Raw genomic sequence first — 16,077 nt, 5'->3', positions numbered from 1 at the left:
AGGCTATAAAAAGGGCGCTGGGTATGATCTGGCTTAAGGGTTCAGTGATGTTTTTGTGTCGTGGGGTGGTTGGGAAACAAACATGCCTTTCAGCCGACGAAGCTCAAGCCCTATTTTTAGGAAGAGCGTTCTCGAAAAGCTGCCATCTTTGGCCAGCGTTCGGGTGCCTGTCCAGACGCGGGCATTATCGGCTTTTACTTGCTTCACGGTACCGTACTGCATGAGATCGAAGCACAGCCGACCATCTTCACCCCGAATTTTGTGCATCACATACCCCACCTTCAGTGCATCCGCCCGAACATAGCCCGTACTCATGCCGTAGGCGTTCAGGTGTGGTCGTTTCAGGTGGCGAACCTCCGCAATAGCATCTTTCAACGTTTCGAGCATGGCTAATTTCCAGCGCGAAAAACCCGGCGATGGAATAAACGAATACCGTCCATAGACGAAGACAACCCCTGGCTGACGTAACACCGCCATCATCTCATTGACCCAGTCGGGAGGGTACAGGCAGTCGGCATCGGCTGTCAGGATATACTCGCCCCGTGCCTGTTCCAGCCCCATTTGCCGGGCAGGGCCCCACCCCTGAATGGGTTGAAACACACTCCGAACCAGCAGGCTGTCCAGCGTCTCCTGCATCTGGTCAGTTGAGTTATTGTTGACGACCAGAATCTCGAACGGAATATCCGTTTTCATTCGTGCCAGCGACGCAATACTACGCAGCACGTTGACCTCCTCGTTCCAGGCCGGAATGACAATGCTGACCAGCGGATTTGGGTGTTGAACGCGTTTCAGATCACGGTTTATGGTGCTGAAAACCGATTTTGGTATATCATTGAACGTAGCATATGGATAGCTGAAATCACTAATCCAGTCGGGGACTTTCAGAATGTTCATATCGGGAATGCGCTAAAGGTTGAGGGTGAACCGTCGCTCCAGTTGCAAAGGCCGGTCTGGTATGGCTGGACGAAGCGGGTTGGAGAATCAGCTCGATGTATCGGTAGGTGAAAACGGACAGCAGGTGAACGCAAGCCAGGCAAACGAAGATGTAAATCAGGTTGCCCGTTTCTGTATGCGGCAGCTTGACCAGCTTAAACAGGGCTATGTCCATCACCGCCAGCACAACCGTATGATTGAGGTAGTATGAATACGAGAGCCTTCCCAAAAAAGACAGCCGATCTGCCGCCAGAAAGGTAGATATGGCTCCTTTCTCCTGAGAAAATACCATGATGACAAGTGCAAACAGAAGAGGCATCAGCCAGCTTTCGGCATGGGTGAAGGAATAGATCGAAACCAGCGTCAGCCCCAGCAACAGCACTTCCACGAACGAACTCTGCCGATAACTTAACCCACTCGGTAACAGCCGCATCTGGCGATAGGCCACCATGCCAATCAGAAAGCTATACAGGCATCGGACAAATCCGTAATCATAATTGTAGATGATGCTTCCATTATGACGTATGATGAACCAGGCCAGCAGGCTGAAACTGATCCCGCAGAAAAGGAGCAGATTTTTGCGAAACAGAACCAGGCAAAGTGCCCAGACGATGTAGGTATAAAACTCAACGCTGATACTCCAGCTGGGGCCGTTCCAGGTGACGCGGTCAAACAGGTCCAGCGACTGAGTCAGGGTCAGGTTGGCCAGAAACGACAGAAATGTTTTGTCGTCACCGAATATGGAATTCGTTAACCGCACTACGTATCGATCAATCCCGAAGCGGACCATCTCGAACAGCAACACCAGCAGCAGGGTGAACAGATGCAGCGGGTATAACCGGTTGAATCGTTTGACGACAAAAGGTTTGATACTGGCCAGATTTGTGATTTTTTTGAAATTGCTGTGGGTCATCACAAAACCGGACAGCACGAAAAAGAAATCGACAAAAATGTCGCTTTTCGCCACAAACGCATTTCCCGCCAGCGGGCTCAGGTGCTGCATATGGAATAAAATGACCATAATGGCCGCCATACCCCGGAATGAATCAACTGCTCGAAATCTCATAGTGTCAGGCGTAAATCAGGCCAACGATTTATAAATAGCTAATGTCTGATCGATGGATTTCTGAAGCGCAAAATCTGCCAGCCGCTTTGTTCCCTTCTGCACCAACTCCGCTTTCAGGACACTATTGGTGAGCGTAGCTTCGAGCTTGTCAATTAGATCATCCATATCGGTGGGTTTAAAATACGCGGCTGCATCGGCGGCTACCTCCCGGAAACATTCGGTGTCGCTGAGGAGCATCGGGCTCTTTGCTTTGAAGGCTTCCAGAATGGGCAGCCCAAACCCCTCGTACAGAGACGGATAAACAAACAGCTGCGTGTTCTGATACAGGAAATTCAATTGCTCGTCGGTCGCGTTGATGTGCCGTACCCGATCGGTCAGGCCCAGGCGCTGAATGAATTCCCGATCGGCAATTTCCAGTTTGCCACCACCAGCCAGCACCACATGCAGGTCTGGAAAGCGGGGAGCCAGTTGCCGAAACGCGTTCAGAAACAGGTAAAAATTCTTGTAGCCGCTGCGGTCTCCCACGAACAGTACGTATTGCTCAGGCAGGTTGGCTACGGGTGCCGTTTGCAGGGGCGACTCTATATCAATGCCATGGTAGATAACAGAGACTTTTTTAGGATCTACGTTAAAAAAATTGAGCAAATCCTTCCGGGTGGTGTTGGAGATCGTAATGATGGAATCCGCCCGGTCGATGTTCAGCCGCTTTTGCTGCGTGAGCGGGTCCTGCGCCCAGAAATATTCCGGCAACCGCTCATAGGTCATGTCATGAATGGTGATTACCAGCGGTTTCCGGAGCGGCTTGATAAAATAAGGATCGTAGTAGGTGGGATGAAATACATCGAAATCCGCTTTTTCCAGCAGACGTTTGCAGTAGAACTCATTCAGCAGATAATCGTAGCGTTCGTTCCGGTTCAGCACCCGATCGCTGAGATTACCTTTCATAAGCAGCGGTTCATTCTGGATATAGTGATTCTTGGCGTGCAGCACCCCTAACTGATACGTCATGGTATCGGTACGCTTAATGCCCTGGATGATGTTGGCAAAGTAGCGACTGATACCGCCGTACTTTTGCGTCGTGAATTTCTGGTGATCAATAAATACTTTCGTCATGGTGCATCAGCGGTTGAATCGGCCCATACGGCCAGTGGTCACAGGGCGAGCCAGGTTGATGGAAGCAGGTCTTTCGTGTTCCAGTCAGGTTTGTTTTTATACCAATGTTTAGGGGTGATCACCGCTTTGTCCGGGTTAGGATTAAGCCAGGCCCCCCACCAGCTAAAAGAACTGTTGGCGATGATATGATGCCGGCACCGACTCATCAGCACCAGATCGGCAACGTCGCTGTCTGGCCCTGTATTCTGCACAAAAACCGTATTGTCGGGTAATGGTAAATTCTGCCGTACCCAGGCTTGATCGTCGCTGAAGACATAGAACTGCGGACTTTCGAGCAGGCTGGTCACCTGACGAATGGCTTGCTTGTAATAATCGAGGCCAACAAACCCGAACGTCTGGCTGAATTCCGGATGATTGACGTAGTCGCCCCGCCGAACATGCACCGAAACCGGCATTGATGCGTCACGAATCTGTTGTTGGTAGGCCTCGAACTCAGGACTTGGCGCACCGGTCAGCATCAATTCACGCCGAATGGTATCTGCGTTTTCCCGGAAGTAAGCCTCTGATTGCCAGAATCCATCCAGTGTAATACACTGGCCACGGGCTGCCAGCACCTGCTCATCGAAGTGAAAGTGTTTTTCTTTCAGAAACAGGAAGAAGGGTGGCAAACTCCGATTGGGCAGCAGCTTGGTGGCTTTGGACAGGTACTCGACCGGCGATTGCTGAAGAATGCGGTAGGGCACCGAAAAATGTCCGAGCTTAAACGCGCGGGGCGTATCAGTGTCGTATTGGTACTTGTAATAGCTCAGATCCAGGTACAAAGCCGTCTTGTTTTTCAGGGCGAGATGCCGGGCAACGGCATACTGAAAAAGCTGATTTCCTAAGCCACTGGTTATTCTGCTGATAATCATACTGGTTGAGGCTATTAATAGTAGTTGTTCAGGTGCGTAAGAACCTCGTCCCGGTCGCGGGCATGCAGAATCGTAGCGCCTGAGAGCTTGGGAAACAAGGTTTGGTATTCATTGAAATGATGTTCCATTCCCCAGTTTGGATTCGACAGAATGATATTCGTTCCGCCGAAACAGCTTGCCAGCGCGGCTGTGCCGCCATGCATCGAAATAAAATGGTCGCAGTTGGCATAGACCATCAGTTGCAGGTGATTATAATTGTTGACGATCTGCGGATAAAAACGGGCATACAGATCGTCCATCAGCACGACGTCAGGATGGTTTTTCCGTAGCCAGGCATGCTCGTTCAACTGCATGGTTTCGCTGTTATCCTGTACAATCTGACTCGGTAGCGGACGGTTGTAAATGATCTGATACTTGGCGCCATACGTCCTGATGATCTGGTCGAGTGTGGGGATGTCCAGGAAATTGATGGGCGGCTGATCCCACTCGACGTTGTACTTGTTGGCGATAATCAGTATCGGCTTGGCGTAGACGAACATGTTGTTTTGAAAATGCGCTTTATAGGGCACCTGCGTCCAGTTCCGGAAACTGTAGGAGTTGCTGTGCGTCATGTTCGGCACATCATAGTGCGTGTAAGATTCCCGCCAGACGCGCTGCTGAAAGCGTTCCTCATGATCGGGGCTGAAAAAGTAGAACTCCTTCGTATGTTGAGCCCCGATCGTTTTCAGGAGCGTGCCATTCAGATGATGCCAGTAGGCAAAGGGAAGTACGTAGCGCAGTTCCTGGTCAAACTCACCATGATAGCTGATCACCTTGTATTTCTTTTTCAGGATATAATCCTGAACTATATGACGGCCCTGAACCAGCTTACAGTAATAGTTGTCCCGCACGAAATAACCCAGATCCTTGCGGAGTTTCGGGTATCGCAGCCGGGCTACTACGTACAGTGATTTTAGGATTAGCTGTTGCATAAGGCATTGATCGGGAAAAACATCAGGCTGCTTTTCCCATCGTTTTGAGTTCAGCAAAGGATAATTTATACCGGAGTGTGAGGCCAATGTAAATCAGCCCGCCAATGAGTACCTGCGTCGATGTATTGAAAACACTGACCGAATCGGCATACGATTTGTATAGGGCAATCGCACCTACCATGACCAGGCAGAAGAGAATCGGCTTCAGAATATTCTGCGCAAACTCACCCACAAACGGGCCAATCAGCGACCGGACAACCCGGAAATTGATGAGTAGATTGGCCAGCGTCGCCACCAGAAAAGCCATGGCAATACCCGTAACGCCCCAGTAACGGGCGAACAGGTAAACGAGAGGTATCTTGATGAAAAGCGTCACTACGTTTAATAAAAACAGCAGTTTGGGCTTGCCTTTCGAAAAGGCCAGAGTGAACAGGGGGTTACTCAGAAAGGTGAAAATGCTGACAAATACGAAGATGCGAATGAGTGGAATGGTGGGCTCCCAGCCGGGACCGTAGAATAGCGGAACAACACTGTCGGCCGTGATGAACAGCCCGGCCAGCAGGGGTAAATTGATGTAGCTGAGCAAGTCCAGAATGGTGAGGTACGATTTTTTAAGTTCGTTGTTATCGCCTTTGAACTTGGCCAGAATAGGGTAGGCTACCTGTAAAATAACCGGGTTGAGCCGCGTGATGGGGAAAACCGCCAGTTGAGACGCCAGGGTATAATAGCCCAGTTGTTTTACGCCCAGCATGCCGCCGACCAGGATGTTATCGGAATTGGCCTGGATGAACCCAACAATACCGTCGCCCACATTGTAGAGCCCAAACTGTAGGTGCTCTTTAATAAGGCTCAGGTCAAATGTCAGTTTCGGTGAAAACAACGACGCCCCCAACACCACCTGAAGCGCCGATTTTACGCTCTGCTGCGCCAGTTGACCAAAAATCAGGGATAACTCCGCGAACCCATTGAACGCCAGTAAGATGGTAACGCCCGTACCAATAGCGGCTCCGGTGATATCAATACTGGCTATGGCCTTGAAGCGGAGTTCTTTCTGCAACAGAAAATAGTAGATCTGCCCGAAGTAGACGATGACAAAGTACAGCGACGAGAACTTGATGACCTTTTCCAGCCGGGGTTCTTTATAATACGCCACCACGAGCGGCCAGCTAAAAAAGAGGGCTACCCCGATAAACAGACCCAGTGCCAGATTCAACAGGTAAATGGTTGAGAGTACCTGCTGGTCTTCTTCCTGTTTATAGATGATGGAATTCGAGAAGCCCAGATTCGCGAAAATGCTGAAAAACGCAATCAGCAGCGCACTGACGCTGACGATACCAAAAGCCGACGGCTCCAGCAGTCTGGCCAGAATAGCTACCTGGCCAAACTGAAACAGTGTGGAAATCGCCGTGGACATACTTATCCACTTGCCACCGCTTACGGCCTGTTGCTTATGACTCATTTCGTCTGTTGATCAAGAATCGTTTCATTGGCACCTACACGGTGTGTCACCTCGTTCGGTTCGGCATAGCGCTTGGTTCGAATCACACCCTGTTCAACATCTTTAAGGGTTGGTCCGTCCGTATCGCTTCCATCAACCTTATTCAGCGCAACCAGAATTGGATGCCTGGCGGCTTTGGCATACAGTTCAAACAACTGGCTATCCCGACGGCTCCAGACGGTGCTAACCGTCAGAATCATGAGCGAAACGGCGCTTCGGTTAACCAGATGTAATGGAATCGGACTGCCGATAAGGGCGGGGAGCTCCAGGATAATTTTATTGAATGTGCTGATTGCCAGGCTGTGTTCGGATGGGAGTAAATCTTCTGGCTCCCGTACGTTCATAAAGTTTGGCTGTAACTCGTACGGAAAAAAGGTTATACCATCCTGCTCAAACTTTCGATCGGATTCTGCCTTTTGCGGATAAAAATAGGCTATCTGTTCCCCCGACTCCGCATACAGCCGGATCAGGCCGTGCGCAAACCAGGTTTTTCCCTGCTCCGACCGTATGCTGAACAACGTAATGAGGGGTGGGCGGGTAGGCGTCGGTTGCTGTTCGATGTCAATGTTGATGGCATTGCCCAGTTGCTCGAACATACTGACCGCAGCCCGGCTGGGGCGGGAATTGACGGCGAATTTTTTAACCGTTGGAAACAGCGCCGTAACCGGGCGACCAATACGTTGCTCGGCCTCCTCCAGCGAATTGATCCGCTTATCGGCCCAGAAACGTATGGCTGCCAGCAGCAGGGCTATGACCAGGCCAACGCCCGCCCCAATCAGCGTGAACAGCATGCGTTTGGACGGCTGGGCTGCATATGGGAAATTGGGCGGGTCCAGTACGGACATAGCTCCGTCGATGGCGATATCCTGCCGATGTGTGTTGGCCTGGTTCAGCGACTGTATCAGACTCAGGTAATCTTTTTCGGCCACGGTCATTTCACGGGTCAGCTGCCGTTGTTCAGACTCCAGCGGGGGGAAGCTTGTCGATTCGGTCTGGTAGTCGTCCAGGCGTTTTTTCACTACGCCCATCCGGGCGCCGGATTCTTCGAACTCCAGTACTTTGGCCAGCCATTCGTTGATCAGCTTTGCTTTTGGAATCGCATCTGCGGAGTTATCGGCGGCAAAGTAATTCTGGGCAATCTGCTGGAGTTCTGCTGACGCTTTATTGATTTTTGCCTGGTACTGATCTAGTGATGCCTGGGGCTGTCCATTGGTCCGGGCGTTGATCAATTGCGTTTCAGCGGCTGTCAATTCCGCCTGCTTATCGGTTAAGGCCGTGTTGATTTTGAGCAGGCTTCCGCCTTGAGTCATCCGCTGGTTCAGGGCATTCATCGCTGCTTTAGCCGCCTGATTGCGCATTACCTCCGTGTTGTATTCCGCTATCAGGGCATCACGGGTTGCCGAACGGGTTTTCAGTTCGTCCTCAAAATTGAGCACATTGTGCTGTACGTTAAACGCCCGCAGTTTCGCTTCGGCGTTGTCGAGTTGCCGCTTGGCCGCTTTCTCTTTATCCTGGTAATACTTGATGACCGGGTTGGTCTCACCTCGTTTGAGCGATGTGTATCGTTCGTTTAACTCGTTGATCGCCAGCGTCAGCGTCTGCTGTGTCACGGCCGGATCGCCCGCTTCATATTCAATATCCAGCATGTCGCTGGCGTTTTTCCGGCTGGCTTTCAGCTTTTTACTGATGTAGTCCGCCGAATAATAGGAGTTCGGATTAAGCAACAGAGCTTTGATCGGATTGTCCGTTTTGCTCTGGGCGAGGCTGTCTATCCGACGGCGGGTGTAGTCGGGGTCGCCCGGCCGGATCAACGACTGGCGTAAACTGGCCGGAACAGCCTGCTGTAGCTGCTGAAAGCTGGCTGACGAGAGCTGTTCTGCTGTAGGTTTAGTCAACTGTAAATGGTCACTCAACATCTTGACGCCCACCTGGTAGAGTGTCTGGTTAGAGGTGAGCGTTGTCAGGATATTGTCGAACGCATTGCTAATGGCCGAAAAATCCACGTTAGAGCCTACTTCGGCCGATCGGATGGAGTAGCCAGACGTAATGCCAGTATATAGCGTTGCTTTGGCTTTGTATACCTTCGCTTCATTGCGCATGAAATAATAGACCGTTCCTGCTGCCAGGCATGGAAACAGGATAAACCAAATGAGGTGCTGTTTCAGAAGCCGACCAAGTCCTTGGAGTGTCATAGGGTTAGTTGCGTTTCAATTGATAAATGGGTACACCAACGAGCAATTCAAGGGCATAAATATTTTTGGTAAACTCCGACTTGGACTCCTCAACCGACGACTGGGTATTGGCATAGCGGCTGCTGTTGAAAGCGTGCGCTTCGGGCGTGATTTTTCCTTTTTGCAGCTCGACTTCGGCAATCCGGAAAGCGGTGAGCGCGACCTGTTCATCGCGCAGGCGTATCTGTAAAATCCGCTGGGACAGTTGCAGGTCCTGATACAGGTTGAATAACTCCTTCTTGAGTCCGATTTGGGAGGTGCGTTGCCGTTCCAGCGCTGATTCATAATTGGCTCTGGCCAGGCGGATTTGCTGAGGTCGCCCGAATAAATCGTGCAGGCTGATGCCTATGTTGACCCCAGCCCGATATCCGTTCGAAATCTGGCCTAACTGATCGTTAATAGCTGATCCTGTTGACAGAATGGCCTGATTACCCGTCGAGTAATTGGCAAAGCCTGACATGTTTTGCAGAATCTGTAGCTTCGATAGCTGATAAGCAGCTTGCTGAGCGCTGGCAATACCACCCTCAAATTTCACGACTGATGAATACTTAAGGGCCATTTGGTAGATGTCCTCAAACGGGATTAACTGAACGGCGATGTCCCGGTTAAAGTCGAAAATCATACTATCCAGACCTACGGTAGTCGTGGTTGTTACCACTGGTTTGGCCGCGGGAGCTTGCTGAGGAAGGGCGCCCTGCCCATATGTGTGTATGGCAACCAGCAGCAGTAACCCCGGCAGAAACTGCTGGCTAAAGCGGATAAGTCGGTTAAATGGATGCTGTTTCATGTGTTCCTGTTTCCTGAAAGAAGTCATTACGGTTTGTAGATTGAAAATTGATCGATTAGGCTGGCTGTTCCTGTCGCCAGGCTTTGGGTACTTTCTGGATGACGGCCTCGAACTCGCGGGCCCGCTGTTCCCACGAGTTGCCCTGTGCTGTGTCGACCCGCTGCTGAATGCGTGCAGGAGTCGTGTCGGCCAGGGCACGACGGAGTGCCTGAGCGAACCGTTCCGGGGTATCGGCCAGCTCGATGATGCCATCAAAATCGTCCAGTATCGAAAATGGAGTCGACACCACGGGGAGCCCGGCCGCCAGATACTCATTGATTTTGAGCGGGTAAATGGTATACGTATGCCGGTTACAGACAAATGGAATGATGCCCACGCTCAGCTTGGCCAGCAGGGGAGGGAGGTCGTTCGGCTGATGGGGCGGAATAAACGTTACGTTCTGATAAGGTGCCAAACGGGCGGGCAAGTCAAGTTCATGAACCTCGCCAATAAACTGAAACTCAACGTCGGACATCGTTCGGGCACAATACTCCATGATGTCAATATTGATCCGGTTGTCTGCCGAGCCGAGGTAACCAACGACTGGTTTAACGGGAGGTTGCTGCTGCGCCAGTTGACGGGCCAGGTTGAATAGCTCAAAATTGGCCCCGTTCTTTACGCAGAAGGTTTGAGGCTGTACCGTCGATTTGTCCTGACGTAAGGTTTCCGATGTGGTGACTACGGCATCGACGCGCCGGAGGAAGGCCTCTTCGTAGCGCGTGCCATGACGGCTCATCCAGTCCCCCGCCGTTGTGATTTCATCGAAACAATAATAAATCGTTGCGCACTCATTCAGCTTGCCTAGTAAGGGCAAGCCAATGACAGGATTATAGGCATTGATAATCAACGGCCGATGCATGTCTAGTTTGCGCATGACGCCCCGCAGCTTACTAACCAGTCGGCTAATGTTCCACTGGAGCAACCGGTCGTGCGACTCGTTCGATAGCCAGTTGACAGGTAGCATGATGGGGGGTGTCCAGACGAATAGCTCCCCACCGCCCTGCTCCGTTTTTAGAGTGGTTAAGGGGTTTTGCAGCCGCATTATGTCCCGGACGGGTATGTCTCCCCGGCCGCCCATACCCTGGGCTAAATCCTTGAGTGTATATAAATAATCGACATACAGCACGCGGTTCCGGGCCGACAACTCGGTCATGAGCTGAACGGCAGCCTTCTGGAAGTCACCTTTCCAGGGCGTTTGCGTGATGCAGATGATGCTGTCAAATTGGTTCATAGCGGGCCGTGGGCTAATCGTTTTTGTTCCGTTGGTAGCGCTGAAGTGGCCGGATTGACATCCCACCGGTAACAGGTCGCAATCAACAGCGTGCTGATGAAAACGACGCTTGTTGTCGGGAACTGACTCAACACCGGGTTCGAATATCCCATTACGGCGATGCCCACGAATTCCGCCAGAAACGCATACATGATTTTGATCACCCAGGGGTCTTTCAACTGCCAGACACGATAAACACCAATGCCTATCAGACCCAGCAACATCAGGATATATAGGGTAAGGCCGACGCGGCCAGCCTCAATCCAAACCTCAACGTACCAGCTATCGGGTGGAATCTGGGCTGCCCAGTGCTGGGGTGTAAACCGTGACCCCGCATCCGCCGACGTACCGATGCCTGCACCAAACGGCAGGTCTTTCAGGTACAAGGCCAATTTCTCCTGATTTTGTAGGCGCAACAGGAACGAGGGATCGTTCATGGGCGTCAGGGCCGACCGCATGCGCTGCACCTGGTAGTTGGAACTGCCAACGCTGGTGTAGAGCAGCAGCAGCACCAGAGGAACTGCCAGGACCATACCGATGAGAAGCTTCAGGAAATCCCGTTTCAGGAGTAGGTAGAAGGGAAAACCAGCAAGCATTACAAAAAGAGCACTGCGCGTTCCTGAAACGGCATAGCCCCAGAAGTAGACCAGTGCCAGAAACAGAAAGCCCAGCTTGTAAAGCAGCTTTTTCTCTTCAAAAACCCGGATAACCGCCACTACCGTAACCCCCGCCATTTCGGCCCCAAACTGGGCCGCATCGGAGTAGAACGAAAAACACCGGAGCTGGCCAAAGAGCAGGTGCGTTTTGGCATTGAAACCGCTGTTGAGCCACACTACTTCGGCCGGTGCCAGACCAATATATTGCTGTTTGAAGGCCCAGAGCGCGGCCAGAAACGACCAGGCTAGCCAGGAGTTGACCATGATGCTGATGTCTCTTCGGGTAATAGGCGCTACAAGAGCAATGCAGGCCGCCATAAACCAGTGCAGAGAAAACGGGCGCACATGATAAAACCAGGCGGGTTGGTAGGGAGCTTCAGGGTTGAACAGCTCGATGATTGTATATAGAAACCAGATGACAATCAGGATGAAGGCCGGGTTGCGCAGTCGGTGCCAGGCCATCCGCTGGCCATTTATGAACAGACTCAGCAGCGTTAACGCTAACAGCCCGTCGATTAATAACCCGACCGGAACATCGATCTGGACAAAGCGAACAAAGCCAACAACAAAACTAAGCTGTAAATAAAGAAACAGGCCAAACCGGGGATCGAGCAATACCATGATCAGCATTGTTAGCACCACAGGGGCCAGGATGGACAGTATGGCTCCCGTGCCACCCAGTTTACTGATCAGGTAGCCTGCGCCAATGGCGTATAGGCCACCTGCCAGGCTATAGAGCCAGAATCGGTTCGAGGGTTGGTTCGTCAGTAAATAAGTCGATTGTGCCATAACGAGTCAGTACCAGACAAAAACAGTTAAATGGCTGCGTCGACAGCATCGGCCCGTCGTGCTTTTTCCCAGGTTCCCGACTGATTACCGCGTAGGTAGCGAACCAGCCCCGCCAGCGCACAGACGTTCATGAACGTGAAATAGAACGGAACAAAAACGGCTTTCCAGCGTAGCTGACGCTTTTCGAGAATGTAGCCGAGCCAGGCCGCTCCGTAAAACAGAATTTGCCCCATCAGAAGCAGTCCCCAGCCGGAAGCCCAGCCGTCACGGAAGACCAGCCCGGTGTTGAGCAGCAAAATCAGGGGCAGGCAAAGGGGGGTGACGGCCCACCGCATAACCCGGTGTGACACATACTCGAACGTGAGCCAGCCATGACGGAATGGGTTGAGCAAACCGGTCAGGCGAGCCATCGACTGGAAACCACCCGCGGCAATCCGGATTTTACGCTTTTGCTCGTCCAGGATCGAAAACGATGGCCGTTCCAGCGCATAGGCTTCCGGCTCATAGGCCACCCGATAGCCCTGACCGGCAATCAGCAGTGAAATCATGAAATCGTCGAGGATGGTATCGGTAGACACTGGCTCGTACAAGTGGGTCCGAACGGCGAATAGCTCCCCGGCCGCTCCGACAATGGTTTGTAATTCGGCATCCCACCGCTTGAGCTGAGATTCATATTTCCAGTAAAGCCCTTCACCCGATCCGGCTGCCGATTCGGCGTTGGTGGTTTGAATTCGTTTCTCGCCAGCTACCGCCCCCACCTGTGGGTCGCGGAAATGCCGAACGATATTCCGGACCGCTTGTGGATTTAGTTGCGTATTGGCATCGGTGAAAATGACGATTGGCGTTTGGATCTGCTGCATGGCCCGATTCATAGCCGCTACTTTACCGCGCCGTTCGGTACCGCCCAGCACATCAATCGAATCGCCGTAGTGCGTGTGTAAGTAATCATCCGAACCGTCGGTCGATCCTTCGGTTACAAACAGGTATTGAATTCGTTCGCGGGGGTATAGCTGCCCGAGGGAGTTGGCTACTTTGGCAGGCAGGCAATCGGCTTCGTTGTAGGCTGGTACGATCAGGGTTACGTCTGGCGTAAACTCATCCGATATATCGGCCACGGCTGGCCGTTTGGGTCGTAGCTGGATAAGCCCCCACACCACCAGGCCATAACCGAGGTAAGTGTAAAGTACAAGTCCAATACTGATAAGTAGCAGTAATTCCATCCGTTCTGTCTTGATAAAGCTCGATCAAACAGCCATTTCCACGGGCGATTCCGATGGAGCTGGTTGCTTACTGGTATGTGTTAAATTCCAGACAATGGCGTCTTTTACCGCTTTCAGGTAGGTGGGTTGCCAGTGCAGGGTATACTGGAGCAGTGCTTTTGGCAACGCCAGTCCAAAATAATACAGGTAAAAAATCCGTAAGGGTAAACCCGCTACGTTCCGTCGCATGAACCACAGGCGATTGCGCGTATGATAGTAGACTTTCAGGGCATTCGCTTTGCCAACACTCATCGATTCCCGATGGTAAATCAGAGCTTTGGCCTGGTAATAAATTTGAAAGCCTGCCCGCCGGATTCGCGCCGACCAGTCCAGCTCTTCGTAATACAGAAAAAAACTATCGTCGAGCGAACCGGCCCGGTTCAGCACCGCCCGGCTAACCAGCATTGCCGCGCCGTGGGCAAAAAAAGTTGGACCCGGCTGGTCGTACTGGCCCTGGTCAGGTTCCTTTAAGCCTATGGCCCAGGTCTGGCCCGTATATTGATTCAGGGGATGATAGCCCGCATACTGAATAATGGTAGGCTCATCGAAATACCGAATCTTGGGGCAGGTTACCCCAATCGTCGAATCCTGATAAAACGGAGCCAGCAATTGTTCCAGCAAATTCGGGGTGACAATGGTGTCGTTATTCAGGAGAAAGTAATAGTCGCCCCGGGCATGCTGAATCCCCAGGTTGTTGCCACCCGAAAAGCCCAGATTTTCGGGGCTGACCACTACCGTTACGTTCGGATAATTGCCCCGTCGGATGAGTTCGGTTGGGTCTTCCCGCGAGCCGTTGTCAACCACGATTATTTCGTATCGTGGATAGGTCAGGGTTCGGGTCGACTCCAGCAGATCACACGTCACCACCGCCTGGTTGTAGTTGATGGTAATCAGTGAGATCAGGGGCATCGTATCTATACGTTCTCCTTCTGCCATACTGCTTTAAGTGTTTTCAGAAGAATGAGCATGTCGGTACGGAAGGAGTAGCTCTTGGCATACAGCACATCGAGCTGGATGCGCTCCTGATCCGACACTTTGGTCTTCCCGCGCTTGGTAACCTGCCAAAGCCCCGTCAGGCCGGCGGGTGCAGCAAACCGGCGTCCATAGCCGGTTGTCGTCAGTTTTTCGGCTTCGTAGAGCGGCAATGGCCGATTGCCAACGAAGGACATATCGCCCCGTAGGATGTTAAATAGCTGAGGGAGTTCGTCAACACTGGTGTTTCGTAGCACTTTGCCTAAACGGGTCACGCGCGGGTCTTCCTTAAACTTGGTGAACATAGCCTTCGCCTTTTGTTCGCGCAGATGAAGCCGTTCGCAAACCTGTTTGTTGTCCATAAACAAGGGCTGCTGACAGACCAAACCCGCTAACTGGCAATCTTCGCACCGGTCGTCGGCCGGTTTTTCGGCGCTGACTTTGTTATACATGTTCTGAGAGGCCATACTGGCTAGTAGCTGGTCGGCGTCCGTCCGCATGGTGCGGAACTTGTACATGTCGAATATTTTGAAACCCGTACCGACGCGTTTGGAACTGTAAAAAACAGGCCCTTTCGAGTCGAGCTTTACCAGTATGGCAACAACCAGCAGTATAGGCGATATCATTATTAGAATTAATAAGGAAAGGCCAATGTCGAACAGGCGTTTGCCAATAGGAATACGGATGGAAGCCGATTTAGAGCTGATATGGCCTTTTTGTTCGTATTCCTTTTTCCGGATCAGGTAATTTAACCGAACGCGAAGATCATCTTTGGAGTAATCATGCGAGAATGCATCAATGACATGCCCATGAAATGGATCAGCCGTCAGATCAATGCCTGTCCGATCCGTCAACAGTAGAACCGGTAAGCTGCCCAGATTACGTCTTGTTCCCAGACTCTTTAAAAAGACAGTACTATCCAGCGAGTCATTATACAGTACCAGATCAACTGGATTCTGTCCATCCAGATGCGCCAGAGCTGATCGTACATCGGGAACATTAATTACATCGATTATCGATTGAAATGCTTGTTGAAAGGCCTGAACGCGCTGGTCGTCCTGCTCAACGTAAAGAATACGAAACGGTTGGCTATCCACTATCACTTCCTGCATGACCACGAGAAATTTAATTAGGGATGGGGTTAAGATATTCCGGGGTTATCTGCTTTAGTTCGGCGCAATACGCTGATAATCTTGGCTTTAACTTCAATTGGGCTGAAAGGCTTAACGATATAGTCGTCAGCTCCCAACTTAAAAAATTTGATCCGGGTGTCGCTGTCGGAAAATGATGATAGAATAATCAGCGGTATTTTCTGGAATACCGGGCTTACCCGCAACATGCCGAGGAGGTCTTTCCCATCCATATACGGCATCTGGATGTCGGACAGAATAATATCGACTGGGTTTCCATCTTCCAGCCAGGATAAGGCTTCTATACCATTCTCCTTCGTGATGACCTCAAAGTCATCTTTTAGCGTTTGACGTAGAATTTTGCGTATAAATGGATCGTCTTCGGCGATCAATACGTGGTAAAGTGTTTTCATAAAAAAATTAAGGTAAAGAAGTCTATAAGCTAGAAGCTT

At 51.4% G+C, this 16,077-nt stretch carries 14 protein-coding genes; all 14 read right to left on the bottom strand.

Features of this window, described 5'->3' with window-relative positions:
• Positions 1-33: 33 nt before the first annotated feature.
• From ACYVEA_RS21670 to ACYVEA_RS21605, 14 genes are read right to left on the bottom strand one after another with little or no spacing between them, the layout of a single operon-like run.
• The gene (locus ACYVEA_RS21670) at positions 34-894 is read right to left on the bottom strand and encodes a glycosyltransferase family 2 protein (protein WP_461115533.1); all 861 of its coding nucleotides are present in this window, start codon (positions 892-894) and stop codon (positions 34-36) included.
• Complete coding sequence (locus ACYVEA_RS21665; protein WP_461115532.1) at positions 863-1,999, bottom strand: acyltransferase family protein; 1,137 nt, start codon at positions 1,997-1,999, stop codon at positions 863-865. The genes ACYVEA_RS21670 and ACYVEA_RS21665 overlap by 32 nt, the downstream gene beginning before the upstream one ends.
• A 15-nt stretch (positions 2,000-2,014) precedes the next feature.
• A complete protein-coding gene (locus ACYVEA_RS21660) occupies positions 2,015-3,112 on the bottom strand; it encodes a glycosyltransferase family 4 protein (protein ID WP_461115531.1) in 1,098 nt (365 codons plus the stop codon).
• A 38-nt stretch (positions 3,113-3,150) separates the two neighbouring features.
• Positions 3,151-4,023, bottom strand: a complete 873-nt coding sequence (locus tag ACYVEA_RS21655; protein ID WP_461115530.1) for an alpha-1,2-fucosyltransferase — start codon at positions 4,021-4,023, stop codon at positions 3,151-3,153.
• Positions 4,024-4,037: 14 nt separating this feature from the next.
• Complete coding sequence (locus ACYVEA_RS21650; protein ID WP_461115529.1) at positions 4,038-4,994, bottom strand: hypothetical protein; 957 nt, start codon at positions 4,992-4,994, stop codon at positions 4,038-4,040.
• A gap of 22 nt (positions 4,995-5,016) precedes the next feature.
• Positions 5,017-6,453: an MOP flippase family protein gene (locus tag ACYVEA_RS21645; protein WP_461115528.1), complete on the bottom strand. Its 1,437-nt coding sequence runs from the start codon at positions 6,451-6,453 to the stop codon at positions 5,017-5,019.
• On the bottom strand, positions 6,450-8,684 hold the full coding sequence (locus tag ACYVEA_RS21640) for a GumC family protein (RefSeq protein WP_461115527.1): 2,235 nt from the start codon (positions 8,682-8,684) through the stop codon (positions 6,450-6,452). Before ACYVEA_RS21640 ends, ACYVEA_RS21645 begins: the two co-directional genes overlap by 4 nt.
• A 4-nt stretch (positions 8,685-8,688) precedes the next feature.
• A complete protein-coding gene (locus tag ACYVEA_RS21635; RefSeq protein ID WP_461115526.1) occupies positions 8,689-9,537 on the bottom strand; it encodes a TolC family protein in 849 nt (282 codons plus the stop codon).
• A 28-nt stretch (positions 9,538-9,565) separates the two neighbouring features.
• Positions 9,566-10,780 (bottom strand): glycosyltransferase, encoded by a 1,215-nt coding sequence (locus ACYVEA_RS21630; protein WP_461115525.1) that lies wholly within the window; start codon positions 10,778-10,780, stop codon positions 9,566-9,568.
• A complete protein-coding gene (locus tag ACYVEA_RS21625; protein WP_461115524.1) occupies positions 10,777-12,264 on the bottom strand; it encodes an O-antigen ligase family protein in 1,488 nt (495 codons plus the stop codon). The genes ACYVEA_RS21630 and ACYVEA_RS21625 overlap by 4 nt, the downstream gene beginning before the upstream one ends.
• A gap of 26 nt (positions 12,265-12,290) precedes the next feature.
• Positions 12,291-13,484, bottom strand: a complete 1,194-nt coding sequence (locus ACYVEA_RS21620) for a glycosyltransferase family 2 protein (protein WP_461115523.1) — start codon at positions 13,482-13,484, stop codon at positions 12,291-12,293.
• 24 nt (positions 13,485-13,508) lie between these two features.
• Entirely contained in the window at positions 13,509-14,459 is a 951-nt protein-coding gene (locus tag ACYVEA_RS21615; RefSeq protein WP_461115522.1) for a glycosyltransferase family 2 protein, read from the bottom strand.
• Positions 14,438-15,607 carry a sugar transferase gene (locus ACYVEA_RS21610; protein ID WP_461115521.1) on the bottom strand — a complete coding sequence of 390 codons (1,170 nt, stop codon included), beginning with the start codon at positions 15,605-15,607 and terminating at the stop codon, positions 14,438-14,440. Before ACYVEA_RS21610 ends, ACYVEA_RS21615 begins: the two co-directional genes overlap by 22 nt.
• Before the next feature lie 29 nt (positions 15,608-15,636).
• Positions 15,637-16,038, bottom strand: a complete 402-nt coding sequence (locus ACYVEA_RS21605; RefSeq protein ID WP_461115520.1) for a response regulator — start codon at positions 16,036-16,038, stop codon at positions 15,637-15,639.
• Between the last annotated feature and the right edge of the window lie 39 nt (positions 16,039-16,077).

The organism is Spirosoma jeollabukense (genome assembly GCF_054777855.1).
The sequence above is the reverse complement of the archived record's forward strand: the minus strand, read 5'-3'. Positions and strand labels throughout refer to the sequence as shown.

What these genes read in the sequence shown, in the direction of transcription:
- ACYVEA_RS21670 (WP_461115533.1), bottom strand. Translation starts at nt 894, where the DNA reads ATGAACATTCTGAAAGTCCCCGACTGGATTAGTGATTTCAGCTATCCA.
- ACYVEA_RS21665 (WP_461115532.1), bottom strand. Translation starts at nt 1,999, where the DNA reads ATGAGATTTCGAGCAGTTGATTCATTCCGGGGTATGGCGGCCATTATG.
- ACYVEA_RS21660 (WP_461115531.1), bottom strand. Translation starts at nt 3,112, where the DNA reads ATGACGAAAGTATTTATTGATCACCAGAAATTCACGACGCAAAAGTAC.
- ACYVEA_RS21655 (WP_461115530.1), bottom strand. Translation starts at nt 4,023, where the DNA reads ATGATTATCAGCAGAATAACCAGTGGCTTAGGAAATCAGCTTTTTCAG.
- ACYVEA_RS21650 (WP_461115529.1), bottom strand. Translation starts at nt 4,994, where the DNA reads ATGCAACAGCTAATCCTAAAATCACTGTACGTAGTAGCCCGGCTGCGA.
- ACYVEA_RS21645 (WP_461115528.1), bottom strand. Translation starts at nt 6,453, where the DNA reads ATGAGTCATAAGCAACAGGCCGTAAGCGGTGGCAAGTGGATAAGTATG.
- ACYVEA_RS21640 (WP_461115527.1), bottom strand. Translation starts at nt 8,684, where the DNA reads ATGACACTCCAAGGACTTGGTCGGCTTCTGAAACAGCACCTCATTTGG.
- ACYVEA_RS21635 (WP_461115526.1), bottom strand. Translation starts at nt 9,537, where the DNA reads ATGACTTCTTTCAGGAAACAGGAACACATGAAACAGCATCCATTTAAC.
- ACYVEA_RS21630 (WP_461115525.1), bottom strand. Translation starts at nt 10,780, where the DNA reads ATGAACCAATTTGACAGCATCATCTGCATCACGCAAACGCCCTGGAAA.
- ACYVEA_RS21625 (WP_461115524.1), bottom strand. Translation starts at nt 12,264, where the DNA reads ATGGCACAATCGACTTATTTACTGACGAACCAACCCTCGAACCGATTC.
- ACYVEA_RS21620 (WP_461115523.1), bottom strand. Translation starts at nt 13,484, where the DNA reads ATGGAATTACTGCTACTTATCAGTATTGGACTTGTACTTTACACTTAC.
- ACYVEA_RS21615 (WP_461115522.1), bottom strand. Translation starts at nt 14,459, where the DNA reads ATGGCAGAAGGAGAACGTATAGATACGATGCCCCTGATCTCACTGATT.
- ACYVEA_RS21610 (WP_461115521.1), bottom strand. Translation starts at nt 15,607, where the DNA reads ATGCAGGAAGTGATAGTGGATAGCCAACCGTTTCGTATTCTTTACGTT.
- ACYVEA_RS21605 (WP_461115520.1), bottom strand. Translation starts at nt 16,038, where the DNA reads ATGAAAACACTTTACCACGTATTGATCGCCGAAGACGATCCATTTATA.